The sequence below is a fragment of the Demequina sp. genome, assembly GCA_024707205.1.
Taxonomy (GTDB): Bacteria; Actinomycetota; Actinomycetes; order Actinomycetales; family Demequinaceae; genus Demequina.
Genome location: JANQAD010000001.1, coordinates 2,115,403 through 2,138,491, shown reverse-complemented (window position 1 = coordinate 2,138,491; position 23,089 = coordinate 2,115,403). Strand labels below are relative to the sequence as shown.

Annotated in this window: 25 protein-coding genes and 1 other RNA gene; 10 read left to right on the top strand and 16 right to left on the bottom strand. The window is 68.9% G+C overall.

Features of this window, described 5'->3' with window-relative positions; translation table 11 throughout:
- Positions 1-104 precede the first annotated feature (104 nt).
- Both NVV57_11010 and panB read left to right on the top strand, forming a co-directional pair.
- Positions 105-467 (top strand): hypothetical protein, encoded by a 363-nt coding sequence (locus NVV57_11010; GenBank protein MCR6713181.1) that lies wholly within the window; start codon positions 105-107, stop codon positions 465-467.
- Positions 468-618: 151 nt separating this feature from the next.
- On the top strand, positions 619-1,419 hold the full coding sequence (gene panB / locus NVV57_11005) for a 3-methyl-2-oxobutanoate hydroxymethyltransferase (protein ID MCR6713180.1): 801 nt from the start codon (positions 619-621) through the stop codon (positions 1,417-1,419).
- A 33-nt stretch (positions 1,420-1,452) separates the two neighbouring features.
- Here the strand turns inward: panB and NVV57_11000 are convergent, their stop codons facing one another.
- Positions 1,453-1,662, bottom strand: a complete 210-nt coding sequence (locus tag NVV57_11000; protein MCR6713179.1) for a hypothetical protein — start codon at positions 1,660-1,662, stop codon at positions 1,453-1,455.
- Positions 1,663-1,705: 43 nt separating this feature from the next.
- Here NVV57_11000 and map point away from each other — a divergent pair, with 43 nt between their 5' ends.
- Both map and NVV57_10990 read left to right on the top strand, forming a co-directional pair.
- Positions 1,706-2,569, top strand: coding sequence for a type I methionyl aminopeptidase (gene map, locus NVV57_10995; protein MCR6713178.1), 864 nt, complete (start codon positions 1,706-1,708; stop codon positions 2,567-2,569).
- Complete coding sequence (locus tag NVV57_10990; protein ID MCR6713177.1) at positions 2,566-3,372, top strand: ROK family protein; 807 nt, start codon at positions 2,566-2,568, stop codon at positions 3,370-3,372. Before map ends, NVV57_10990 begins: the two co-directional genes overlap by 4 nt.
- On the opposite strand, the gene NVV57_10985 is transcribed toward NVV57_10990, so the two are convergent.
- Genes NVV57_10985 through NVV57_10975 form a run of 3 tightly spaced genes read right to left on the bottom strand, consistent with a single transcriptional unit; the run spans position 3,363 to position 7,509 of the window.
- Positions 3,363-4,709 carry an O-antigen ligase family protein gene (locus NVV57_10985; protein ID MCR6713176.1) on the bottom strand — a complete coding sequence of 449 codons (1,347 nt, stop codon included), beginning with the start codon at positions 4,707-4,709 and terminating at the stop codon, positions 3,363-3,365. The two genes, NVV57_10990 and NVV57_10985, sit on opposite strands and share 10 nt — an antisense overlap.
- A gap of 22 nt (positions 4,710-4,731) precedes the next feature.
- A complete protein-coding gene (locus NVV57_10980) occupies positions 4,732-5,940 on the bottom strand; it encodes a hypothetical protein (protein MCR6713175.1) in 1,209 nt (402 codons plus the stop codon).
- 9 nt (positions 5,941-5,949) lie between these two features.
- Positions 5,950-7,509 (bottom strand): SLC13 family permease, encoded by a 1,560-nt coding sequence (locus NVV57_10975; protein ID MCR6713174.1) that lies wholly within the window; start codon positions 7,507-7,509, stop codon positions 5,950-5,952.
- A gap of 81 nt (positions 7,510-7,590) precedes the next feature.
- Between NVV57_10975 and NVV57_10970 the strand changes: the two genes are divergently transcribed.
- From NVV57_10970 to NVV57_10960, 3 genes are read left to right on the top strand one after another with little or no spacing between them, the layout of a single operon-like run.
- On the top strand, positions 7,591-8,079 hold the full coding sequence (locus NVV57_10970) for a hypothetical protein (protein MCR6713173.1): 489 nt from the start codon (positions 7,591-7,593) through the stop codon (positions 8,077-8,079).
- Entirely contained in the window at positions 8,076-9,083 is a 1,008-nt protein-coding gene (locus tag NVV57_10965; GenBank protein ID MCR6713172.1) for a M17 family metallopeptidase, read from the top strand. The genes NVV57_10970 and NVV57_10965 overlap by 4 nt, the downstream gene beginning before the upstream one ends.
- Positions 9,084-9,114: 31 nt before the next feature.
- Complete coding sequence (locus tag NVV57_10960; GenBank protein MCR6713171.1) at positions 9,115-9,981, top strand: DUF2236 domain-containing protein; 867 nt, start codon at positions 9,115-9,117, stop codon at positions 9,979-9,981.
- 1 nt (position 9,982) lies between these two features.
- Here the strand turns inward: NVV57_10960 and NVV57_10955 are convergent, their stop codons facing one another.
- Positions 9,983-11,146: an LCP family protein gene (locus NVV57_10955; protein MCR6713170.1), complete on the bottom strand. Its 1,164-nt coding sequence runs from the start codon at positions 11,144-11,146 to the stop codon at positions 9,983-9,985.
- A gap of 67 nt (positions 11,147-11,213) precedes the next feature.
- Here NVV57_10955 and NVV57_10950 point away from each other — a divergent pair, with 67 nt between their 5' ends.
- A complete protein-coding gene (locus NVV57_10950; protein MCR6713169.1) occupies positions 11,214-11,645 on the top strand; it encodes a VOC family protein in 432 nt (143 codons plus the stop codon).
- 3 nt (positions 11,646-11,648) lie between these two features.
- Here the strand turns inward: NVV57_10950 and NVV57_10945 are convergent, their stop codons facing one another.
- The 4 genes from NVV57_10945 to NVV57_10930 form a co-directional block, all read right to left on the bottom strand.
- Positions 11,649-12,947 carry a S1C family serine protease gene (locus NVV57_10945; GenBank protein ID MCR6713168.1) on the bottom strand — a complete coding sequence of 433 codons (1,299 nt, stop codon included), beginning with the start codon at positions 12,945-12,947 and terminating at the stop codon, positions 11,649-11,651.
- Positions 12,948-13,049: 102 nt separating this feature from the next.
- An RNA gene (gene rnpB, locus NVV57_10940) (RNase P RNA component class A) lies at positions 13,050-13,426 on the bottom strand.
- A 35-nt stretch (positions 13,427-13,461) separates the two neighbouring features.
- The gene (locus NVV57_10935; GenBank protein MCR6713167.1) at positions 13,462-14,043 is read right to left on the bottom strand and encodes a PadR family transcriptional regulator; all 582 of its coding nucleotides are present in this window, start codon (positions 14,041-14,043) and stop codon (positions 13,462-13,464) included.
- Between the two features lie 168 nt (positions 14,044-14,211).
- The gene (locus NVV57_10930) at positions 14,212-14,895 is read right to left on the bottom strand and encodes a DJ-1/PfpI family protein (GenBank protein ID MCR6713166.1); all 684 of its coding nucleotides are present in this window, start codon (positions 14,893-14,895) and stop codon (positions 14,212-14,214) included.
- A 77-nt stretch (positions 14,896-14,972) separates the two neighbouring features.
- On the opposite strand from NVV57_10930, the gene yaaA reads away from it, so the two are divergent.
- Positions 14,973-15,725 carry a peroxide stress protein YaaA gene (gene yaaA / locus NVV57_10925; GenBank protein MCR6713165.1) on the top strand — a complete coding sequence of 251 codons (753 nt, stop codon included), beginning with the start codon at positions 14,973-14,975 and terminating at the stop codon, positions 15,723-15,725.
- Here yaaA and NVV57_10920 read toward each other — a convergent pair.
- Genes NVV57_10920 through NVV57_10890 form a run of 7 tightly spaced genes read right to left on the bottom strand, consistent with a single transcriptional unit; the run spans position 15,715 to position 22,408 of the window.
- Positions 15,715-17,313 (bottom strand): CoF synthetase, encoded by a 1,599-nt coding sequence (locus tag NVV57_10920; GenBank protein MCR6713164.1) that lies wholly within the window; start codon positions 17,311-17,313, stop codon positions 15,715-15,717. The two genes, yaaA and NVV57_10920, sit on opposite strands and share 11 nt — an antisense overlap.
- Positions 17,310-18,332: a hypothetical protein gene (locus tag NVV57_10915; GenBank protein MCR6713163.1), complete on the bottom strand. Its 1,023-nt coding sequence runs from the start codon at positions 18,330-18,332 to the stop codon at positions 17,310-17,312. The genes NVV57_10920 and NVV57_10915 overlap by 4 nt, the downstream gene beginning before the upstream one ends.
- Positions 18,329-18,856, bottom strand: a complete 528-nt coding sequence (locus tag NVV57_10910) for a hypothetical protein (GenBank protein MCR6713162.1) — start codon at positions 18,854-18,856, stop codon at positions 18,329-18,331. The genes NVV57_10915 and NVV57_10910 overlap by 4 nt, the downstream gene beginning before the upstream one ends.
- Positions 18,857-18,888: 32 nt before the next feature.
- Positions 18,889-20,085, bottom strand: a complete 1,197-nt coding sequence (locus NVV57_10905; protein ID MCR6713161.1) for a bifunctional RNase H/acid phosphatase — start codon at positions 20,083-20,085, stop codon at positions 18,889-18,891.
- Positions 20,082-20,810, bottom strand: a complete 729-nt coding sequence (locus NVV57_10900) for a C4-type zinc ribbon domain-containing protein (GenBank protein MCR6713160.1) — start codon at positions 20,808-20,810, stop codon at positions 20,082-20,084. Before NVV57_10900 ends, NVV57_10905 begins: the two co-directional genes overlap by 4 nt.
- Positions 20,811-20,812: 2 nt before the next feature.
- Complete coding sequence (locus NVV57_10895) at positions 20,813-21,640, bottom strand: Nif3-like dinuclear metal center hexameric protein (protein MCR6713159.1); 828 nt, start codon at positions 21,638-21,640, stop codon at positions 20,813-20,815.
- Positions 21,641-21,649: 9 nt separating this feature from the next.
- Positions 21,650-22,408 (bottom strand): potassium channel family protein, encoded by a 759-nt coding sequence (locus NVV57_10890; GenBank protein ID MCR6713158.1) that lies wholly within the window; start codon positions 22,406-22,408, stop codon positions 21,650-21,652.
- 109 nt (positions 22,409-22,517) lie between these two features.
- On the opposite strand from NVV57_10890, the gene NVV57_10885 reads away from it, so the two are divergent.
- Positions 22,518-23,087 (top strand): hypothetical protein, encoded by a 570-nt coding sequence (locus NVV57_10885; protein ID MCR6713157.1) that lies wholly within the window; start codon positions 22,518-22,520, stop codon positions 23,085-23,087.
- Positions 23,088-23,089 lie beyond the last annotated feature (2 nt).

Below are 23,089 nucleotides of genomic sequence, written 5' to 3'. Positions count from 1 at the left end.
ATCGCACCCGGCAACAAGTCCGAGCTGGCGACCGGGTACGCGACCATCTACGACGCGGGCTCCATTGGCGGCTTCGCCCCCTCAAGGACGTGGACAAGTCCCGCGTGTGGCAGCTCGCGCGGTGGCGGAACGGGCTCGCCGAGGCGCGCGGAGAGCAGCCGCCCATCCCGGAGAACTCGATCACGAAGCCGCCGTCGGCGGAGCTCCGCCCCGGCCAGCTGGACCAGGACTCGCTCCCGCCATACGACCTCCTGGACGAGGTGCTCGACGCATACGTCGAGCACGCCGAGGGCCGCGAGGAGCTGCTTGCCAGGGGGTACGACTCGGCCGTGGTTGACCGCGTGCTCCAGCTCGTCGACCGCGCCGAGTGGAAGCGCCGCCAATACCCGCTTGGGCCCAAGGTGACGGCTCTCGCGTTCGGCCGCGATCGTCGGCTGCCTGTGACCAGCCGCTGGCGCGAGGTCTAGACCCGCCCGCTCGCGTCGGGCCATGCCACGGAAAGGTGCCGCGCCCGCCCATCACCCTGTCGGTACACACAGGTCGTTTCACGCCAGCGAAGCGGCCCCTATGTACCGACAGGAAGTGAGAGCGGGTGGCGCGGGCCGTAAGGTTGTGCGCATGGCCAAGGTCCGCATCCACCACTTCCGCGAGATGAAGCAGCGCGGCGAGAAGATCACCATGCTCACGGCGTACGACTACCCCACCGCCCGGGCATTCGACGCGGCAGGCGTTGACGTGCTGCTCGTTGGCGACTCGCTCGCGGACAACATCCTCGGCTACGACTCCACCCAGCCGCTCACCGTGGACGAGATGGTGCCGTTCGTGCGCGCGGTCGCCCGCGGCGCCGAGCGTGCCTTCGTGGTCGCGGACCTGCCGTTCGGCTCCTACGAGCAGGGGCCCGAGCAGGCGGTCGCGAGCGCGGTCGACATGGTCAAGCGCACGGGCGCCACCGCCGTGAAGTTCGAGGGCGGCCGCCGCATTGCGCGCCAGGTCAAGGCGGTGACCGACGCCGGCATCCCGTTCATGGGCCACCTCGGATTCACGCCGCAGAGCGAGAACGCGCTCGGCGGCCGCCGCATTCAGGGCCGCGGCGACGGCGCGTACGACGAGATGCTCGCCGATGCGCTCGCGCTGCAGGAGGCGGGAGCGTTCGCGATCGTGCTCGAGATGGTCATCGCTCCCGTCGCGGAGAAGCTCACGGTCGCGCTCGACATCCCCACGATCGGCATCGGCGCGGGCCCGCACACGGACGGGCAGGTGCTCGTGTGGCTCGACGCCGCCGGGGTCGGCGACTGGCACCCCAGCTTCTCCAAGCAGTTCGGCGCGGTGGGCCAGGCAATGTCCGACGCTGCGGCCGGCTACGTCGCCGAGGTCAAGGGCGGCGCGTTCCCCGCACCCAGCCACACTTTCGACGAGTAGCCGACCAGAGCGTCGGGCCTCGCGAAACCGGGGCTAGGAGTCCTCGCCGCCCCACGCCTTGTCGTCGTCATCCCACGCCTTGGACCGCTTCTTCGCGATCTCCATGGCGTTTGCCGCCTCTTCAGGGGTGTCGTAGGGGCCCATGAGGTGCTCCCAGGAGCTCTGCCGGCCCTTCTCCACCATCTGCGTGCTCGTGTTGAAGTAGTACTCGGTCTTGCCTTCGGTCGCATCTGTCACGGTCATCGCCTCCATGAATAGACTGCCAGGTGTGGCTTCAGTACGCGCAATGATCACCAAGGGTGTCGTCTCGCCGGTCAGGCCGGTGCCGAACTCGATCGCGCGGCCGCCCTACGTTGGCCAGAAGCGCGCGGACCGCTGGCAGGGCGGGGACGTGCACGACGCTCACACCGTTGAGCGGATTCGTGCGGCCGGGCACGTGGCCGCGCAGGCGCTCGCGCTTGTGGGCGAGAACGTGCGTCCGGGCGTCACGACGGACGAGCTGGACCGAATCGGCCACGAGTACATGCTCGAGCATGGGGCGTACCCGTCCACGCTGGGCTATCCCGGTTCCGCCGGCCGCCCGCCCTTCCCCAAGTCCGTGTGCACCTCGGTGAACGAGGTCATCTGCCACGGCATCCCGGATTCCACGGTGATCGAGGACGGCGACGTCGTCAAGGTGGACATCACGGCCTTCCTCGACGGCGTGCACGGCGACAACTGCGGCACCTTCATCGCGGGCGAGGGTACCGAGGAGTCTCGCCGGCTCGTCGAGGTCGCACGCGAGGCGACGATGCGCGGCATCAATGCCGCCCAGCCCGGCCGCGAGGTCAACATCATCGGCCGGGTCATCGAGAAGTTCGCCGCACGCAATGGCCTCGAGTCCGTGCGCGACTACACCGGTCACGGCGTTGGGCCCGCGTTCCACACCGGACTCGTCATCCCGCATTACGATGCCGCGCCGTACCACGCGGACGTCATCGAGGTGGGCATGGTCTTCACCGTCGAGCCCATGCTGTGCATGGGCTCTCAGGCCAACCACGAGTGGGACGACGGCTGGACGGTCGTCACCGACGACGGTTCGTGGGTGGCCCAGTTTGAGCACACGATTCACATCACGGAGAACGGACCGGAGGTTCTGACGCTGCCATGAGCAAGCACATCGCATTGGGTGTCGACATTGGCGGATCGGGCATCAAGGGGGCGCCCGTCAACCTCAAGACCGGCGAGTTCCTCCACGACAGGCACCGCATTCCCACGCCCCAGCCCTCGACGCCCGACGCTGTGGCCAGGGTGGTCGCGCAGGTGATAGCCGTCTTTGAGCCGAGCAAGAAGACGCCGGTTGGCGTGACGTTCCCCGGCGTGGTCCAGAACGGCATCGTGAAGACTGCGGCGAACGTGGACCCGTCGTGGATCGGCACGGACCTGCGTCGCATCGTCCGTGACTACGCGGGGCATGACGTTCACGTGCTGAACGACGCAGACGCCGCCGGATACGCCGAGTTCCTCTATGGGGCGGCGCACAAGCGCGAAGGCGTGGTGCTGATGACGACGCTCGGCACGGGGATAGGCACCGCCCTCATCGTCGACGGCGTGCTGGTGCCCAACACCGAGCTGGGCCACCTCCAGATCGATGGCGCGGATGCGGAGGAGTACGCGGCGGAGTCGGCTCGCGAGCGCCACAACCTCACCGACGATCAGTGGATCGCGAAGCTGCAGGCGTACTACACGGAGATGGAGAAGCTCCTGTGGCCGGACCTCATCATCGTGGGCGGCGGCGTCTCCAAGGAGCATGAGATGTTCCTGCCCAAGCTGCGGCTGCGCGCGCCCATCATCCCCGCGGAGCTCTTCAACTCCGCCGGCATCAGCGGCGCGGCGGCCTACGCCGCCGCGCGCGTGAAGGCGGAGGAGGAGCACCACAAGAAGCAGGCCAAGAAGTCCACGCCTCAGGACTGATCGCGGGTCCACCACTTCGGCGCGGGCTCGCGATCCCGTGAGCCGTAGTGCACGAGTTCCTCGTCCACGATGGTCAGGGTGAACAGCTGCGGGCCAAGGCAGAACAGGGCGACGATCAGGTACCACCCGCCCTCCACGAGCGGGCGCGACTCGGTGAGCCCCTGAATGGCCATCGCGGCAGCTAGCAGCGCCCACGCGAGCGGGATGTAGGTGTCGCCGCGCGAGGCGCGCTCCACCAGACGCCACGTCCCGCCGAACAGCAGCACCATGATGACGAGGAACAGCACCATCCCGATCAGCCCGGTCTGGAGCCACGCGTCGAGGTAGGCGTTGTGCGCGTGGGCGGCGACGACCCCCGTCGAGTCGACGATGGACTTATAGGGTTCGTCCCAGATGGGCCAGTACCCCACGTAGCCCCACCCTTCTGGGCGCTGGATCGCAAAGTGGACCACCTGCTCCCAGATGTCGGCACGATGCGTGGCATCAGGCGAACGGTCGAGCGCCTCGAAGATCAGGTCCCTGTACTTGATCGTGAGGACGGCGCCCGCGGCCGTGAGCGCCAGGGTGGTGAAGGAGATGGGTCGCTTCCACCGCACGGGAGCCCGCCGGATCGCGATCGCGGCGCCCGAGAGCACCAACACGTAGAGGATGGCCACCGTCACCGTCGCCGAACGCGTCAAGAGGTGAACGGCAAGGGCGGCGACAACGGTGACGAGAGCGTCGGCCCTCCTCACCCGCCGCTCAAAGAGCATGATCACGGCCATGATCCCCGCAAGCAGCGCGATCGCGCCGAACGGGTTGCGGTTGCCCACGAAGCCTTGGATGGGGCCGCCCTCGAACAGCAGGTTCTCCGACCACCATCTGTCCGTGTCGGAGGCGTGCTCCGAGGCGACCTTGGCGAAGTCGCTCACGAGCGGAGGGATGGGGTGGCGAACAAAGATCGCGACGACGAGTTCGAATGCGATCCCGGCGGCGAGGCTCGCCTGGAGGCCGCGGTATAGCAGCACCATAAAGTGGCCGCTCGTGGTGCCCCGTGCGGTCATGAGCGCGATCGCGGTCGTCAGAACGAGGGTCCCGACCGCAAGCGCCGTGATGGCGCGCGTCCCCGACCACAGGATCGTGAGAGCGGCGAGACCCACGAAGCAGCCGATGAGCAGCGGGGGCTTGAGCTTGGTCCACGTTGGGCGGAAGGCCAGGAACAGGGCGACCACGGTGAGAACGGCCAGTGCGGCGTAGCCCGCCACGCCCATGAGGTAGCGAAACCCCTGCCCGGACACGAGCAGCAGCACGGTCCAGATCGTCAGCAGATCGCGCGATCGGCCGGACGTGAGGTTCACGACCGTCAAGCCTACCGGTCGATCACGAGCCGATACCGGAGGCGATGATGCCGGTGACCACCACCGACGTGATCGTGACGGTCGAGAAGCCGGCGACGATCATCTTGGGCAGGATCGAGCCCTCGATCGCCTTGCGCTCGTCCTCATCGTCAGCGGCCGCGCGGGCCGCCTCTTGCGAGAGGACCATCGTTCCGGGGAAGCCGTACAGCGCCGAGAGGCCGATCGAGATCGCCATCGCTGTGGAGTAGCCGAGAAGCTTGCCAACCAGCCCGGCCACCGCGAAGATCCCCACCAGACCGAACACGAATACGATGATCAGGGGCTTGGCGAGTGACACGAGGTCGTTCGGCTCGAGCGTGGCGAGCGGGCCGAACACCAGGATCAGGATGGCGAGCATCATCAGGCCGAACGAGTCAATTCCCGCAAGCACCATGGGCTTGAACACGCGGGTGGTGCGCAGCAGCACGCCGAAGATCAGCGCGATCACGAAGGTGTTGAGGTACCCGTTCGTGAGGTTGTTGATCCCCAGGCTGATGAGCACCACGATCCCCGTGACGAGGAGGGTTCCGGGCGTGTTGAGGAAGGCCTTGGGCAGGATCGTGGGTGCCGGCGCGGACTCGTCCGGCTCCTCGGGGGCCACGAGGGCGCCCTCCGCGTACTCGCCCTTGAGCCGCTTGGCCTCCCTGCGCAGCAGTACCGACGTCAGCGGGAAGCCGATGAGCCCCTGGATGGCGACGATCAGCACGGGGAACGCCGCCACTGTCGTGAGGCCAGCCCCGAGCGCGGCGTCCTGCACGATGATCACGGAGATCGTGCCGCCGGACAGCGCGCCGATACCCGCGATCATGTAGTCACGGCCGGTCGAGACGAGGCCGTCGTACGCTCCCTCGGTGCCGTCGATGCCGAAGATGGCGAAGGCGACGAACAGCAACGCCGCGATGCCGGCCACGGTTGCGACGCCGATGACGAACGTGCGCCACTGCTTCTTGAAGTCATCGAGGCTGATCATCGTACCCAGGTGGACGATGATGAAGCCCACCACGACGCCCGCGAGGGCAAGCAGGGACGACGCCGTGAGCAGGTCGTCGGGGAACACGCCGGTCATGAATCCCACGAGGAAGATGACGGAGGCGATCAGCAGGCTCGAGAGCAGGCCCTTCGACTTTCGCGAGACGAACTCAGCGACGGTCCACACGGCCATGACGATCACGAAGGCGACGATGGGATTCATGAGCTTCTCCTAGAAGGGCCAGATGACCGGCACGAGCAGCACTGCGACTGCGAGGAACAGCAAGAGCAAAGGGAGGCCGAGCTTCCAGTAATCGCCGAACTTGTAGTTGCCCGGCTCATAGATCATCGTGTTCGCCGGGGTCGCGACGGGCGTCAGGAAGGCCGCTGCCCCCGCGACCGTGAGCGCCATCAGGAACGGGAGCACGGACAGGTTCAGGTCGTGGGCGAGCGCCACCGAGATAGGCAGCATGATGAGCACGGTGGCCATGTTGGAGATGAGCTGGCCGAGCACCATGGTGAGCAGGCAGATAGCGAGCAGCGCCACCTGCGCGGGGGCGTTGCCGATGGCGTCCATCAGGTGGGTCGCGATGAGGTCCGCGGCTCCCGTTGAGGTGAAGGCCGTGGACAGCGGAATCATGCCGGCGACGAGCAGCACGGTGGTCCACTGCACCGCCTTGTACGCGCGGAGGGGCGTGAAGACACCCGAGAGGATGACGGCGCCGGCGGCGAGCAGGCCCGCCATCACGGGCGGCACCGCGTTGGTGACGAGCAGCAGCACCATCGCCACGAGGATGACGATCGCGCGCTTGGCTCCCGGGCCCAGCGGGACCGACTTGCGCAGGCTGACGGGGTCGTTGACCACGAGAACGTCTGGGCCGGACGTGTGCTGCTCCAGGTGCGCCCACGTCCCGCGCACGAGCACGGAATCGCCGGCCGCGAGCACGGCGCTGGGGCCGTCAACGGGCTCGCCTCCCCGGTTGACGCCGAGCACCACGAGGTCGCCGGATGGCGTCGCCTGCCCCGCGAAGAGATGCGTGCCGATGAGCTCGGAGCGCGGCGGGATCACCACCTCCGTCACGCCCTTGACCGTGCCGATGAGCTCCTGCTCGTCGGGAACGACGTACTCCGCCCGCAGCGCAAGCGTGAGCGCCGCGATGTCCGCAGGCAGCTCGGCCGGGTTGTGGTGCGGCAAGAGCTTGCCGCCGAACAGCGCCATGATGAGGATCGAGCCCACGACGAGCGGGATGCCGACCCACGCGAACTCGACGTAGCCGAAGGGCCGCTCGCCGGCATCGACCGCCGCCTCGGACACGATGATGTTGACCGGAGTTCCGGTCAGCGCAAGCAGGGATCCCGCGTGCGCCGCGAACGCCATGGGCATGAGCAGCTGCGAGGGCGAAAGGCCCGCGCGAACGGCGACGACCACGACGAGCGGCACCAGGGCCGCGACCGCGCCGTTCACCGAGATCAGGGCGGTGAGCAGAGCAACGAGCAGGCTGACCGTGATGAGCAGCGGGACGCGTTTGGTGCCGCCCCGCGTGACGGCCTGCTGCCCCGCCCACGCGGTCACGCCGGTCGCATCGAGGGCGTCGCTGACGATGAACAGGCTCGCGATGAAGATCACCGTGGGATCGCCAAAGCCGGCGAGAGCCTGGTTGAGCTCGAGCACCCCGGTAGCCCACAGGGCGACGGACACGCCGACGGCGACGATCGCGATCGGAATTCTGCCGGTCATGAACGCAACCACCGCGAGCCCCAAGATGATGAAGGTGATCTCGATCGGCGTCACACTGGCCACAGTAGCGGGCGCCACGGTGCAGCCGCAGCGACTAGGCTCGCAATTGAAGAATTGACCGGCAAGGGAGTCGTCATGACCTACGCACCTCACAAACTCGTTCCGGAAGGCTTCACTCCCCTTCAGGGGCTCGCGGCTCTCCCCCAGGTGGCCGTGGCAACCGCGGTCCCCGACTCGGTGGACAGCGTGGCTCACCTCGTCACCTCTGACGGTGACCTGCCCGACGGCATTGGCGCCTCTCGCTCCGACCTCACCGCCGCGGGGTTTGAGGCCGACGCCGGGTCCAGTTTCGTCTTCGCCTCCGGCGGCACGCCGGTGGTGCTCGTTGGGCTCGGTTCCAGCGACGATGTCACGATCGACGGAATTCGCGACGCCGCGGCAGCGGCGTCGCGGGCGACCGCCAAGAAGGGCACCAACCTCGCCATCGTGACCGACGGGCTCGGCTTCGACGACGCCGCCGTGGCGCAGGCTGTCGCGGAGGGGCTCAGCTGGCGCGGTACCGCTACCGCTCGCTGCAGGCCGAGCCCAAGGATCGCTCGCTTGGCGCGCTCACGATCGTGGTGAGGGGGGCGGATGAGGCGACCACAGCGTCGGGTATAGCGGCCGCCGAACCGGGCGTGCGAGCGGCGATCATCGCTCGCGACCTCGCGAACACCCCCGCCGGCTTCCTCACGGCCACGAACATCGGCGAGGAGGCCCAACGCCTCGGCGCCGCGTACGGCTTCGAGGTGCAGGTGTTCGACAAGGCGGCTCTGATCGAGCTCGGCTGCGGCGGGCTGCTGGGCGTCAACGCGGGCAGCACAGAGGAGCCGCGGATGGTGGTGTTGCGCTATCGCGGAGGCGGTGACCGCCATTTGGGGCTCGTGGGCAAGGGCATCATGTATGACTCCGGCGGCATCTCGCTCAAGCCGTCGGACCCGATGCACCTGCTCATGAAAATCGACATGGGCGGTGCCGCGGCCGTGCTCGGCGCATTCACCGCGCTGCGCGATCTCGGCGTCACGGCGAACGTCTCCGGCTGGCTCATGTGCACGGACAACATGCCGTCCGGCTCCGCCACCAAGCTCGGCGACGTGCTCGTTGCGCGCGGCGGCAAGACCGTTGAGGTCAAGAACACCGACGCTGAGGGTCGCCTCGTGATGATGGACGGCCTCGTGCTCGCCACCGAGGACGAGGTGGATGCGGTCATCGACATCGCGACGCTCACCGGGGCGGCGCTGATGGCGCTCGGCAAGTCGCGCGCGGCCCTGTTCGGAAACGACCAGGACCTCGTGGATCAGGTGAAGGCGGCGGCGGAAGTTGTGGACGAGCCCGTCTGGCAGATGCCTCTCGAGAAGAAGTACCGCAAGCAGCTGGACTCCGACATTGCCGACATCGCCAACCTTGGCGGAACCTTCGCCGGAGCGACCACGGCCGCGCTGTTCCTCAACGAGTTCGTTGGCGACACGCCGTGGGCGCATGTGGATATAGCAGGAACAATGCAGGCCGAGGCCGACGAGTCGTGGCGCACGACGGGCGCGACCGGCTACGGCGCGCGGCTGCTGGCGCAGGTGGCGAAGGAGTTCTAACGCGCGCGGTTCCACGGGCGATACTGGCTGTGTGACAAGACTTCGGGACCGGTTGGGCGAGGCGCTCTTTGAGCGCGTCGCGGGCCCCGAGGGGCCCGCTGCGCGGGCGCGCGTCCACGGCACGCCTGGGCCGCGCTGGTTCGAACCCGGTAGCGCCATTCGCCGCGTTCACGGGGATGCGTCTGCGTATGTTGGCGGCCTGCGCGCGCTGCTGCTGCAGTCGCTGCACCCGCTCGCGATGGCGGGGGTCGCCGGGCATTCCGGGTATCGCGGCGACCCGTGGGGGCGCCTCGCGCGCACCTCGACGTTCCTCGCGTTCACCACCTTTGGGGCGGCCGAAGACGCGCAGGCCATGGTGGACCGCGTGCGGGCCGCGCATGACCGGGTGCGCGGAAAGACCGCCGACGGCCGTCCCTACCGCGCGAGCGATCCGCACCTGCTGACCTGGGTGCACATCGCGGAGGCGGACTCCTTCCTCGCCGCCCACCAGCGGTACGGGGAACGGCCCCTCGACGCGGCAGGGGCCGACGAGTACGTGGCCCAGTCCGGGCGGGTGGCGATGGCGCTGGGCGCCGTGGACGTGCCGCGCACGGTCGCGGAGCTGGAGCAGTTCATCGACGCCTACAGGCCGGAGCTCGAGTCGAGCCCCGCGGCGCTCGACACCGCGGCCTTCCTCCTGAAGGAGCCACCCCTCCCCTGGGCCGCGCGGCAGCCGTACCGCCTCATAGCGTCGGGCGCGGTGGCGCTGCTGCCCGACTGGGCGCGAGCGGAACTGAACCTTGGAGGGCCGCTCAACCGCGCCGTCGGGCCGCTTGCCGGAGCCATCGCCACCAAGGCGGTGCGCTGGGGCATGGGTGATGCGCAAAGGCGGCGCGAGCGCGGCTTCAGCGGGCACTGACCTACTCGAGCCCGCCCACCTGGCTTCCCGGCTCGAAGGCGCCCGTGGCGACGTCCTCCCAGAACTGGTCCAGCTTGTCGGGATCGAGGAGCACCGTGGAGCCCACGCCCTTGACGTGATAGCCCCAGTCCTTGATGGGCGGCGTGCCCGTGACAGCCTGATCGCCCTGCGCGGAGCGGAACGTGCGCGCTATCTGCAGCAGGTCGAAGGGGCCCGTGCCGTCGCTCACGCGGAAGGCCTGCAGTCCTGCGCCCGCGACGTCCATGGCCTTGAATGGGTTCGCGACAACGGCCCTGGTAAACACGCCGTCAACGACGGCCGCGACAAGCTGACGCTGCCGCGCCGCGCGCCCGATATCGCCGAGTGGATCGCTGTACCGCATGCGCGCGAAGGCGAGAGCCGTGTCGCCGTCCGCGACGTGACAGCCGGCCTCCCACTTGAGCTTGGAGCGCCAGTCGTCGACGTCCTCCTTGTAGCAAAGCTTCACGCCACCGAGGGAGTCCACGAGATCCGCAACGCCGGTGAGGCCCACCTCCATGTAGGCGTCGATCGTGAGCCCGGTGAGCTCCTCGACCGTCTCGACGAGCAGCTGCGCTCCCCCGATCGCGAACGCCGCGTTGATCTTGTTCTTCTTGTGCCCGGGGATGGTGACGTAGGAGTCGCGTGGGATCGAGATGAGGCTCGTGACGCCGTTCGGCGCCTTGTGCAGCACCATGATCGTGTCGGTGCGCGCGCCCGATGTCCCGTCGTCGTACTTCCAGCCCTCGCGCGAATCGGAGCCGACGATGAGGTACGTCTCCCCCGCCGTGTTCGCCGCGCCGCTCAGCGCGTCCACGTGCTGAATGCGGGCGTTGATCCAGGTATAGCTGAGGAACGCGAGGGTCAGCGCGACGAGCAGCAGCGCGATTGCGGCGACGCCCAGCCGCCGCCCCCAGCGGCGCTTTTTCCTTGGCTTCTGCGCCGGCTTCTGCGGTCCCTGCGGCGGTCCCTTTGGCGTGCCCGACGCTGGCGCCGGCTTGGTTGCGGGACGCTGGCTTGGCGCCCTGGTGGGGGGTGGCGCCTGCGGCGTGGTGGGCTTTCGCGGCTGGATCGACGGCGGCATGGGCCGCCGCGCGCCGGGGGCGCCGTGTTGGTCGGGCCTTCCCGAACCCCCAGCCGTGCTCACGCGGTGAGCGTAACCTGCCCCAGCGTCGGGCCGGTGGCGGCGCGCTGGGCTGTCTATTGTCGAGGTTATGGCCGTCAATCGCTTGGACAATGTCGCCGTCACCGTCTCTGACCTGGAGGCCGCGGTGGCGTTCTTCGAGGCGCTGGGGCTCGCCGTTGAAGGGCGCGACACGGTGAGCGGGCCGTGGGTGTCCGAGGTGCTGGGGCTGGAGGAAGTCACCTCAGAGATCGCGGTGCTCGTGACCCCTGACGGCCACGGCCGCGTGGAGCTCGCCCACTACGTTTCGCCGGAAGCCGTGCCGGTGCCGGCTCCGGCGCCCAACACCCTTGGGCTCACCAGGATGATGTTCGCGGTCGACGACATCGATGCGACCGTTGCGCGCCTCGCCCCGCTTGGCGGTTCGCTGATGCGCGATATCGCGCGCTACGAGGACGCCTACCGCCTGTGCTACCTGCGCGGGCCAGACGGCATCATCGTGGCCCTGGCGCAGGAGCTGTAGGGGTTACTTCGCCGGTCCCTCCGCGAGAGTCACGGTCTTCGAGTGGCTGGTGCCGTTCGTGTCGGTCCAGGTGATCTTCACCTTGTCGCCCGGGTCCTTCTTGGCGAGGGCCGCGGCCAGTGCGTCGCCGCTCGCGACCTTGGTGCCGTTGACCGCGGTGATCGTGTCGCCGGCCTCGATTCCCGCCTTGGCGGCGGGGGTGCCGTCGTACACGGCGCCCACGGAGGCGCCGCTCACGGCCTGGTAGCCGGACTGCGCGAGCCCGATGCCGAGGAAGGCCGGGTATCCGAGCACCACGGTGCCGCTCTCGTCTCCGGCCTTGATCTGCTTGGCGATCGCGAGGGCGTCCTCGATGGTGATCGCGTAGGCGGTCGTGGCCGTGGAGCCACTCGAGGCTGCGGTGTTCATGCCGATGACCTCGCCGTCGCTGTCGAGCAGCGCGCCTCCGGAGTCTCCGGGGACCACGTCGGCGGAGATCTCGATGGTTCCGGTGAGTGTCTCGCCGGTCTCGTACTGGGTGGTTGAGGTCGTCACAGACGCGTCGAGGTTGGTGATGGTGCCGTCGGCGGCCATGAGCACGCCGCCGCCGCTCGCGTTGCCGACCGCGGTGATCGCGTCGCCAACGGCCTCGGTGTCGTCCTGGTCCACGGTGATGGTGGCAAGACCGGAGGCGCCGTTGAGCTTGAGGAGCGCGACGTCATGCGTGGGGTCGGCACCCACGAGGGTCGCGGTGTAGGTCTTTCCCGTGCTCGGGTCGGTCACGGTGATCTCCGTGGAGCTCGCGATCACGTGGTTGTTCGTGAGCACGTAGCCATCGCTCGAGAGGATCATCCCCGTGCCTGCGGCCTCGCCGCCCGAGTACCCGAGCTCGGTGTTGATGATCACCACACCCGTGGACTCGCTCGCGCTGGCCTGGGTGGCCTCGTCCTGGGACGCGCCGGGGGTCTGCTGGCCCTGGTAGGGGTCGGTGCCTTGGTAGGGGTCGGTGCCTTGGTACGGGTCTTGGTACGGGTCTTGGTGCGGGTCGTAGCCGCCGGAGCCGCCCCAGTACTGCTCGAACTGGTCGTAGAGCGACTGCAGGTCATCGAGTGACCACTGGTCGCCCCATCCGCCGAAGTCATCCTGCGTCTGGACCTGCGCGGCCGTCACTGCTTCGTTGCTGGCCTCGTGTGCCGCGGCGATGCCGGTGCCGATCGCACCGACCGCCAGGAGGCTCGCAAACGCGAGCGCGCCCATAAGCGCGCGTCGGCGCCGCGGCTTGGTCGCGGTTGCGCTCATCGTGATCTCGTTGGGGTCGTCCATGTCAGCCTCCGTTGGTCTCAACTCGATTCCAACGCGCGAAGTCCACAGGCGGCTCCCAGAATCCTGGGAGTTCGCCAAGAGCCCACCGGTGATCGGCGAGGGCGGATGAGTTGGCCGATACGCCGGGTTCTGTCTAGCCCGACTCTTCACAGCGTCGGGCCGGGCGGCCATCCATCTACGACGTACGTTGCCGCACGCCTCTAGCGACCTACCCGGAAGCTCGGGCGGGCAGCCCTCAAGCGCTTCCTGTCTGGCCTTGCTCCGGGTGGGGTTTGCCGTGCCGCCCCTGTCACCAGGGACGCGGTGAGCTCTTACCTCACCCTTTCACCCTTACCGCCCGACGCTGCGAGCGGCGGTTTGCTTTCTGTGGCACTTTCCCGCGGGTCACCCCGGGTGGCCGTTAGCCACCACCCTGCCCTATGGAGCCCGGACGTTCCTCGGTCTCGGTTTCCCGAGAACGCGGCCGCCTGGCCAACTCATCCGCGGGACAAGTGTAGCCAGGCGGCCTCGGGTGTTACTGACCGGCGAGAAGTGCGTACAGGTCCTTGCGCGCCTGCGCGAGGATCTTCACCGCCTCGTCGGCAGTGTCGCCACCCTGACGGGTGGCAAGCATGACGACGTCACGCAGCTGGTGCATCTCTTGGCGCAGGGCGATGGCCTTGCCTGCGCCCTCTGGCTGCTTGAACACGCCGTCGGCCTCAGGGCCGTGCTCGGTGAGCCACTGCTGGCCCGCGTCGGTGATGGACGCGGTCTTGCGACCTTCGACGGTCTCGAAGGTGATGAGACCCTCGTCCTCGAGCGCCTGCAGCGTCGGGTAGATCGAGCCCGGGCTCGGGGACCAGATGCCTCCCGAGCGCTCCTCGATGGCGCGCATCAGGTCATAGCCGTGACGGGGTTGCTCGGCGAGCAGCACGAGCACGGCGGCGCGGACGTCGCCGCGGTTGCGGCCGCCGCGCGGTCCGCGGCCCGGCCCACGACCCGGCCCAAACTCGGGACCAAACCCGCCGAGTCCATACCCGGGGTGGCGGCCGAATCCCTCAGGCCGCGGGTCAAAGCTGTGATGGCGGCGATTGCCGCCTCGCTTCATGTCTTTCATGACTGTCTCCTTTCGTCGACACGGTCACGATATATCGCGTCACAGTCTCTTGTCAACCCCTGCCCTTGCACCCTCTCGGTACAGCCGCGTCGCTTCGCGCGCGGAAACGACCGCTATGTACCGACAGCAGGTCAGGTGGGGATGCGGCGGAACGGAGCGCGGCCGGGGTCAGGCGAGGCGGGCGGCGAGGCGAGAGACCGCTTCAGCGCGGCTGCTCTCGACAAACGCTCGGATTCCGGCAACGAGATCCGGATCGGCCTTGTCAGGGGAGCCGGCGTCGAATGGGGGCGCGGGGTCGTACTCAAACTGCAACTGGAGTCGCTTGGCGAAGTCCTCACCCAGCTCGGCAGCTGTAAGCGTCAGCGCGAAGTCGATCCCCGCCGTCACTCCCCCGCCGGTGACGACGTTCCCATCGAACACCACTCGTTCCGCGACCACCTCAACCCCAAGGCGCTCAAGCAGCCCCTGGGACGCCCAGTGCGTCGCGGCCCTACGCCCAGTAAGCAGGCCGGCGGCGGCAAGAACGAACGCGCCCGTGCACACGGATGTCACCCACGTCGCCTCACTGGCGGCGCGGCGAACGAACCCAAGCAGATCCTCGTCCTCGAGGTGCGTGAACACACCGTCGCCGCCAGGCACGCACAGCACGTCGACGCGAGGGCACTCCGCGAAGGTGGCCGTTGGTACCAGGGAGAATCCCGCGTCGGTGGCCACGGGGTCGAGCGATGCAGCGACCAAGTGCACGTCCGTCTCCGGCCATCTGGACATCACCTGCGCCGGCCCAGTCAGGTCCAGTTGGGTCACCCCGGGGAACAACGCGAAAGCCACGGTCCGGCGCCCATTCACGTCCACGCCGCCCACCTTAGCGACCGCTATGTACCGACAGGAAGTGAGGGTGGTGGAGGTGGGGCGCAGGGCATCGTAGGGTGATGGCCGTGCTGATCCTGCTGCCGCCGTCCGAGGGAAAGACCGCACCCACGTCGGGCGCACCCGTTGAGCTCGCGGACCTCAGTCACCCAGAGTTGACCGCGGTCCGCGCCAGGGTGGGCAAGGCGCTCGTCGCGGCGAGTTCGCGGCGCGACGCCCTCGCCATGCTCGGCGTCGGGCCTTCGCTCGCGCCGCAGGTGGCCGGAAACACCACGCTGTGGAGCAATCCCACCGCGCCTGCGGCGCACGTCTACACGGGCGTCCTGTATGACGCCGCGGGCTCGGCGACGTGGTCCGCGGATGAGCTTGTCCGCGCGCACGACCGGGTCCGCATCATCTCGGGCCTGTGGGGCGCCGTCTCCCCCGCCGACCTCATCCCCCCGTATCGCCTCAACATGTGCGTCGCGCTCCCCCGCGTGGGCCCTCTGACGGCCCTCTGGCGCGCGAGTCTCGCGAAGTCACTGGACCCGATCGCCGCCGAACAGCTCATCGTCGACTGCCGCAGCAGCGACTACGCCACCGTCTGGAAGCCGCCGCCGGGCGCTCTCGCGGTGCGCGTCGCGTACGAGCAGGGCGGAAAGCGCAAGATCGCGAGCCACACCGCCAAGTACGCGCGCGGACTGCTCACTGGGGCCCTCGTCAGGGCGCCCAAAGCGCCGGAATCCGCTGAGGCGCTCGCCGAACTCGCCGCCGAGCTTCCCACCGTCGCCGCGGTGGAACTCGGGGAGTCCAGCATCACGCTCGTCACCGCCTGAGGTGACGCGGCGGCGCGTACCCCGCGTGCAGCCGCCATTGCCCAATCTCACCCACACCGAGGACCCACACGTACTCGTTCTTGAGCTTCTTGCCGTCCTCCGCGAACGGTCCCGTGCGGTACTCGTAGACGCCTAGGGACGGCGCGGTGCCCTCCGGGGCGGTCCGGATCGCGTTGGAGAAGTCGCCGTTTGCCGTGCGCAGGTGAGAGAACACCAGCTCCCCCACGGCGGCCTCGTCGACGCTCGCCGCGTCCGCCCCCTCGACCAGCTGGAGCGCGATGTGCAGCTGCCGGTCGCCGGCTCCGTCCTCGTAGGAGATGAGCCGATGATTCTCAATGAGGTCCGCGAGCGCGGGATCGCGGAACACCGCGTCGCGCACAGAGTCGGGAGCGACCACGGCGCCGTTGTAGTCAACGGACATGTCGGATCGGCCGTAGAGGAACAGCAGTGGCAGGTCCGTGATCCGCTCCTCGCGCAGTCCGTCCAGCCCAAACTCCCGCAGCACGGGATCCAGGTCGCGAATGCGCAGCACGTGGCCCCGGTCGTGGATGTTGTACCGAATACGAGGGTTGATGTTGGTAGCGCGCGTGATGGTCACGAGCAGCTCGCCCGCCTCATTCGTCTCCATGAGGTAGTCGAACGGGTTGAACTGGAACACCATCGGCAGCACCCCGTACTCGCGCTGCCTGGTGAGGCGGGCGCTGAGATCGGGGGAAGCGGCGATCGCCTGCCGCAGCGCTATGGAGAAGTCGGTCTCGATCGCCACGTTGATCTCAAGATCCGATGCCCCATAAGAGCCGTACGCGGCGCGCGCATTCTCAAGGATGAGCGCCCGCATGTTCTCGGAGATGCCCTCACCCCCGAACGCGGTCACGACCTCGTATTGCGTCCAGTCGAGGCGGGTGTCCTCAAACAGCGCCTTGAGGAACGGCGGATAGCCCGTGATGACGTAGGTGAACTGCGGCCCGAACTCCTGCATCGTCTGGATGACCTTGTCGCGATCCGGCCCGATCGACTTGATCATCGTGATCTCGGTGAGGGACGCGGAGACGTTCATCCCCGTGGCCCACGCGCCGAGCGAGAAGCAGTTCAGCACGAACGGCTGGCGGTCGGGGAACTCGCGCTGCGTGCGCCAGAAGCCCATCTGCAGCAGTTGCCGCGTCGCGAGCCGCTCGTCGGGCCCCCGCACCCAGCTCGTCGGCACCCCAGAGGAACCGGACGACTCGTCCACCACCACCCCGCGCCGCGGCAGCTTCCCACCGATAGAGCGCTCGAGCACCGAGTACTGCTTGATGTAGCCCGCCTTGTCCATCTCGGGAATGGTTGCGAGCGCGTCGGCCAGTTTGAGGCCCGACGGGATGGTTGGCTTGGCGCCCTGTGCCTCGAGGAACGTGGCGTACGCGGGCACCTTCTTCGTCGCCTTGTCGAAGGTCCGCCAGGCACGCATGCGGCCCCCGAACCACCGCGCCGGCTCGATGCCCGGCCCCAGCAGGAACCGGTGCGTTCGCACGGATCGCGTGAGCTGCCGGATGAGCAGGTCGAACGCCCACAGCAGGCCGAATAGCAGGTACTTGAACGCGTTCCTCATGCCACGATCATCTCCTCGAGCGGCCTGCGATACGCGACCGGCGGCTCCTTCGCATACCCGAGCCGGACGAGCATCCACGCCATCCGCCCGTCCTCTTCCGCAACTCCCGCGGCCTCGGCGAACCGCGCGTGCGAGCGCGGGTTGGTGATGACCGTGCCGAGCGGGTGCAGCGAGACGCCAACCCTGGTGAGCTCGAGCCACGAGCGCATGAAGAGCCGGCCCGCCTCTACATAGTCGCTCGGGCCGGCGAACGGCCCCTCGAACCACGCGACCTGCGCCACGCCGCGCATGGTCCGCAGGTACACGCCCTTGATGACGCGGCCGATCACCGGCGCCTCCCACAGCCCGCGGTGGCCCATCGCGAACCGCAGCAGCCGCCCGGGCATGAGCATCGCGTCGGCGCTGAGTCCGTCCCCGGTCGATCGTGCTTGGGCGTCGCTGAACCTCAGCCACGTCATGATCTCGTGGTGCACCGCGTCGTTGCGGAGGTCGTCGAAGAGCGTCTCCTGGTTGACGCGGATGATGTCCGCGACAACCGCCGGATCCGTAGAGGCGGCGAACGTGTGGCCGGCTTCACCTGCAAGCCGCGCCACTGCCTCAAGGTCGCCCGACGGGACCGCTCGGTTGTCGTACGGCCTCCGGTTGGTGCGGCGTGCGTCAAAGGCCGCGCGGCGCGCCAGATCAACGGCGCTGGCCGGGCGCGGAAACAGCGCCAATGTACCGAGAGGGTGCAGGCGGTCGGCGGCGTCGAAGTCCATCTCCGTGAGCGCGAGCTCTTCGCGCACCTCGTATCCCTCGGACGCGGCGACCACGGCCACCGACTCGAGGAACACCCCTGCGCACACGTGCCCAAAGGGAATCCCGAAGCTCTCCGCCGGAAGGCCTCGATCCAGGTCGTAAAAGACCTGGGCCGTGGTGTCGTCGACGATCCGCACTCGGATGGGCTGCGAATTGTGGGGCGACGGGTATCCGCGCGCACCCTCGAGAACCCGACCCCATGGCTGGGCGACTTGCGTCACTCGGCCGCCTCGGCGTCGGGCGTAGGCGGCGCCTCGAAACGCAGCGTGACGCCGCGACCAACGAGCAGCGCGTTCGCCTCGTCCACGAACTCCGCCGGCGCCTTCCCGTACAGCGGCACTCGCTCGATGCTCCGCTCGCCGTCGCTCAGGGTGATTCGGGGGTCGGCCTGGCCGGGCATGGCCGCGATGGGCGGGTGGGTGACCACGATCTCGCGCGCGGCGACCCAGTCGACGGGGCGTCGCAGCACGATCTCCTGGATGGACTTGGGCCACTCGATGGAACCGGCGCCCGTAAGCACCAGCAGCGCGCGCCTGTTCTTGATGATGTTCGCGATCGCGAGCACCGCGAGCAGCGCCATGAGCCCGGCGAAGATCCACACGGGAACGGCGAGCCACGCCCACGGCAGGACGTACGCGGCCAGCGCGAGGGCCGCGGCGATGAACAGCCGATACCCAAAGCGGGACCAGAAGGCCGACGGCGGCTCGCGCAGGAGCACAACGGAACCTCTCCACGCGGTGGACATGCCCCAGAGCCTACCGACCGCAACCAGGCGGTTCAGGCCGACGGCACGCCAAGGGCGAGGAGGTGCCCGTCGTGAATCTCCCCCTCGGGCGTCACGCGTAGTTGCACCAGGGACAGGGATGCCGGAGTGGGCCAGATCTTCGCCACGGTGCCGGGCGCGAATCCCATCGCGGCGGCGACAAGTGACTTGATCGCGACCGAGTGCGACACAATCGCGATGGTCCGCGGCACGTCGTCGTCCGCGCACAGCCGCGCCTGCTCGGCTGCGAGGTCCTGGATGAAGCCGCGCATGCGCTCCACGACGTCGCTGAGCGACTCACCGCCGGGCGCCCGGACCTCGCCCTCGTCCCAGAGGCGAATGAGCTCGCCGTCGCGCTCGAGCGCCTCGGGGGCGGTGAGCCCCTCCCACTCGCCGAAGTCCACCTCGCGTGCGCGCTCGTCAACCTCGACGCGAATCCCCAGCCTGCGACCGAGCGCGCCGGCCGTGTCTTGGGTCCGCTGCATGGGCGAGGCAAGAACGCGCGAAACGGGAGCGAGCGGCGCCCAGGTCTCGCGCCCTACCCGGTACACCGCGTCGGCCGCCTGCGCCGCCTGGACGCGACCGGCGGCATTGAGCGGCGGCCCCACAACCCCGCCCCCGGAAAGTTTGTGCGACGTGGTCATGTCGGTCACGCCATGCCTCACGAGCACGAGCGCCAGGGTGGAGACGAGCGGCCGAGATGACATGTCCTTCGGCGACTTCGCCTTGGGCCCGGGCTCCGGATCGTCATATTCGGGCCCGACGCTGGGCCCAGTGGTCCCGAATCCCCGGACGATCTCCTGGTCCTTGGTATCCATGGCCTCGTTCGCGAGCGCGTCCGCGGCCTTGTTGCGCTCTCTCGGTATCCAGTCGAACGTGACCTCGCGGTCCCCCACGACTTCGCGGGCCCGCGCGGCGAGGCTGCGCATGTCCGGGTGCTGGATCTTCCAGCGGCCGTTCATCTGCTCGATGACGAGCTTCGAGTCCATCCGCACCTCGACGGCCGCGTGGGGCGCTATCGCCGCCGCGGCCTCGAGGCCCGCGATGAGGCCGGAGTACTCGGCGACATTGTTCGTCGCGATGCCAAGGTATCCCGCGCGCTCGGCGAGCACGGCGCCCGACTCGTCCCGCACCACCGCCCCGAAGCCGGCCTCGCCCGGGTTACCCCGAGAACCTCCATCGGCCTCGACGATGAGTCGAGCGTGGGTCATCCCTCGCGCACCAGGATGCGGCCGCACTCCTCACACCGCACCACCCGGTCCGCAGGGGCGCCGACGATCGCCGCGAGGTCCCCCGCGTTGAGTTTCATGTTGCAGCCCTGGCATTGGCCGTGCACTAGCGGCGCGGCTCCAATGCCGCCGCGCTGGTCACGCAGCTTCTCGTAGAGCGCGAGCAGGCCGGCGTCCAGACCCTCCGCGGCGGCGGTCCGCTCCCCCGAGATAACGGAGAGCTCGGCGTCGATCTCGGCGAACTCGGCGTCGCGCTGGGTCTCCAGTTCTGCGATCTGCCCTGCTATCTCGGCATGCTGGGTCTCGGCGGACGCGAGATCGGCCTCCGCCGCCTCGAGCCGCTCCATCGCCTCGAGCTCGACGTCCTCAAGCTCGTTCTTGCGCCGCTGCAGCACCTCGAGCTCGCCGCTCAGGGCCTGCAGATCGCGGGGCGTCCCCTCTCCGGACAGCAGGCGCTTGTTGTCGCGCTCCGCACGGGCGCGGACGGCGGTGACGTCGTCCTCGACCTTGGTGACTTCTCGCCGGATGTCGCCGACGATCGCGGAGCGGGCCGCGCGCTCGTCTCCGAGATCGACGACCCGGCCGGTCAGCTCATCGAGCTGAGCGAGCACGGGAAGGGTCGCGCGACGGTGGCGAGCCTGCTGGGCGCGCAGGTCTGCCGCCTGCACGTCGAGCAGGCGTCTCTGGTCGGCTGCGGGTGCGTCCACGGCTACTCCTCTTGCGCGCCTACGCGCGCGGTCCAGGGGTCGGTGTTGATGGTCGAGACAAACGTCTCGACGCCAAGCTGATCTGCCAGGTATGACGCGGCGTCCGCGAGCCACGCCCACTCGGACGCGAAGTGCGAGACGTCCACGAGGAACGGGCGCCCGTCGCCAAGCTCGGCGAGTTCGCGAGCATCGAGGGCGAGGTGGTGGCGCAGGTCGGCGGTGACGTACGCGTCGACTCCCGCCGCACGCGCCGCCTCAAGGAACGAGTCGCCCGCCCCTCCGACGACGGCGACGGTGCGGACCGCGGCCTCCAGGTCTCCGGCCACGCGCACGCCATGCGCCGTCTGGGGAAGCGCCGAGGCGACCGCCCGCGCGAACTCGCGCAGCGTCGGGCCGTCAGCAAGCTCGCCGACGCGGCCGGTGCCAAGCGAAGGCTCGGCGGCGTCGGGAACCAGCGGGCCTGTCACCCGCAGCCCGACGGCCCTGGCGAGGGCGTCTGCCACCCCGCCGGCGGCGTGGTCGGCGTTGGTGTGGGCATTCGCGAGCGCGACCCCGCCGCTCACGAGGGTGTGGACCACGGCGCCCTTGGCGGTGTCTGCGGCAACGGTGTTGACGCCGCGGAGCATGAGCGGATGGTGCGTGACGAGCAGCTGCGCCCCGGCCGCGACGGCCTCTCGCGCGACGGCGAGAGTCGGGTCCACGGCGAGGTGCACGAGCGAGACCTCGGCTTCGGGAGACCCGACGGTGAGGCCATTGACGTCCCAGTCCTCGGCGAGCCCGGCCGGAAAGCGCGCCTCGAGGGAGGCGAGCACGTCGCGGACCAAAGGCATGCCCTAAACCTACCCGGGCTTGTCCTCGTTCTCCTCCCGCTTGAGGTGCGCCTCGAGCAGGACGTCGAGTTTGCGCTCGAGCTCCATGATGCGGTGCCGATCCTCGGCATCGCGGGCGGTGATGCCCTCCACGTCCTCGCCACGGCTGTTCGCCACAAACCAGGAAGCCACGGAGGCCGTGATGATCGCCACGAGCGCGAGCCCCACCACCATGAGCACGATGCCGATGACACGGCCCGCCATGGTGACGGGGACCATGTCGCCGTAGCCGACGGTGGCGATCGTGACGAAGGCCCACCAGACGGCGTCGCCGATGGTCTCGATGCTCGACCCTGCCTTGCCGCGCTCGGTGGCGAGAACCGCGACGGAGCACACCCAGATGAGGAGCACCGACGCGACGACCACCGCCCGAGTCGTGCGCACCACCTGCTTGTCCGCGCGGAAGCGCCTGTCGCCGATCACGGCGAGGATCTTGAGGGGGCGGAAGGCGGGCCACAGCACTGCGAGGACGTCAAGTGGATGGGTGAGGAGCCAGCGCAGCCGCCGGTCCGCGAGGCTCACCCGAATGGTGAGGTCCACCACGAACACGAGCCAGATGACCACCTGCAGCACCGCGCACACCACGCGGAGCCAGCGCGGCATGTCCTGCCACACCACGACCGCCGTGAACACGGCCAGAAAGATGACCGAGAGCCACACCATGAGCGTGTCCGCGCGGTTCGCATAGGCGTGACCGCGCTCCTCTCGCGTGAGTCGCTGGGACGTCATGCGATTTCACCTCCCGTGAGCACCCGCTCCCACGCGCCGCCCCAGCGTCCACCCTGCCGGCGGCATCCAGGCGGGCGGCGCTCGACGTCGGCTTCCGCGTGGCCTGCTGGTGGATCGCGAGCGCGAAGTCGGCGGAGAACTCGCCTCGCGGCAGCGCGGCGGTCACCTCGCGCAGGAATGCCGCGTCGAGTTGGTCGATGCCGGCGCCGGCCACGTCGATGCTCGTGGCGGCCTCGAGGAGATGACCTTCGGCATCTACTGCGGGATCCACGGAGAGCCACATGTGGCGCTCGATGATCTCGAACACCCTCTGGCGGCGCTCAGTCGGCCAACCGGCGCCCGCAGCGAACGTCCAACCCACGGCGCCTCCTGCCAGTTCGAAGGGCACCTCGGTGGCGTCGAAGTGGGGCGCGACCCCGGCGTCGTGCAGCATCGTCGCCACGTACAGCAGTTCGGCGTCGTACTCGATGGAGTTCCGCTCCGCGAGGGCGCCCGCCCACACCCAGGAGCGCAGGCAGTGGTTGACGAGATCCGGCGAACACCACTCGCGCGACGCCTCAAGTGCGCGGGCCGCGGTTGGAGTGGGTGGAGTGATGAGCGCTTCGACGTCAAACACCGGCGGCCCTCCGAGCACTTTTCACGAGCCAACACTATCCGCGAAGGCATCGCCGCCGACTGAGG

Bases quoted from the DNA above. Each gene is read 5' to 3' on its own strand.
- map (MCR6713178.1), top strand. From the start codon at position 1,706: ATGATCACCAAGGGTGTCGTCTCGCCGGTCAGGCCGGTGCCGAACTCG.
- yaaA (MCR6713165.1), top strand. From the start codon at position 14,973: ATGGCCGTGCTGATCCTGCTGCCGCCGTCCGAGGGAAAGACCGCACCC.
- NVV57_10905 (MCR6713161.1), bottom strand. From the start codon at position 20,085: ATGACCCACGCTCGACTCATCGTCGAGGCCGATGGAGGTTCTCGGGGT.
- panB (MCR6713180.1), top strand. From the start codon at position 619: ATGGCCAAGGTCCGCATCCACCACTTCCGCGAGATGAAGCAGCGCGGC.
- NVV57_10935 (MCR6713167.1), bottom strand. From the start codon at position 14,043: ATGAAAGACATGAAGCGAGGCGGCAATCGCCGCCATCACAGCTTTGAC.
- NVV57_10890 (MCR6713158.1), bottom strand. From the start codon at position 22,408: ATGACGTCCCAGCGACTCACGCGAGAGGAGCGCGGTCACGCCTATGCG.
- NVV57_10990 (MCR6713177.1), top strand. From the start codon at position 2,566: ATGAGCAAGCACATCGCATTGGGTGTCGACATTGGCGGATCGGGCATC.
- NVV57_10895 (MCR6713159.1), bottom strand. From the start codon at position 21,640: ATGCCTTTGGTCCGCGACGTGCTCGCCTCCCTCGAGGCGCGCTTTCCG.
- NVV57_10920 (MCR6713164.1), bottom strand. From the start codon at position 17,313: ATGAGGAACGCGTTCAAGTACCTGCTATTCGGCCTGCTGTGGGCGTTC.
- NVV57_10910 (MCR6713162.1), bottom strand. From the start codon at position 18,856: ATGTCCACCGCGTGGAGAGGTTCCGTTGTGCTCCTGCGCGAGCCGCCG.
- NVV57_10950 (MCR6713169.1), top strand. From the start codon at position 11,214: ATGGCCGTCAATCGCTTGGACAATGTCGCCGTCACCGTCTCTGACCTG.
- NVV57_10970 (MCR6713173.1), top strand. From the start codon at position 7,591: ATGACCTACGCACCTCACAAACTCGTTCCGGAAGGCTTCACTCCCCTT.
- NVV57_10980 (MCR6713175.1), bottom strand. From the start codon at position 5,940: ATGAATCCCATCGTCGCCTTCGTGATCGTCATGGCCGTGTGGACCGTC.
- NVV57_10945 (MCR6713168.1), bottom strand. From the start codon at position 12,947: ATGGACGACCCCAACGAGATCACGATGAGCGCAACCGCGACCAAGCCG.
- NVV57_11000 (MCR6713179.1), bottom strand. From the start codon at position 1,662: ATGACCGTGACAGATGCGACCGAAGGCAAGACCGAGTACTACTTCAAC.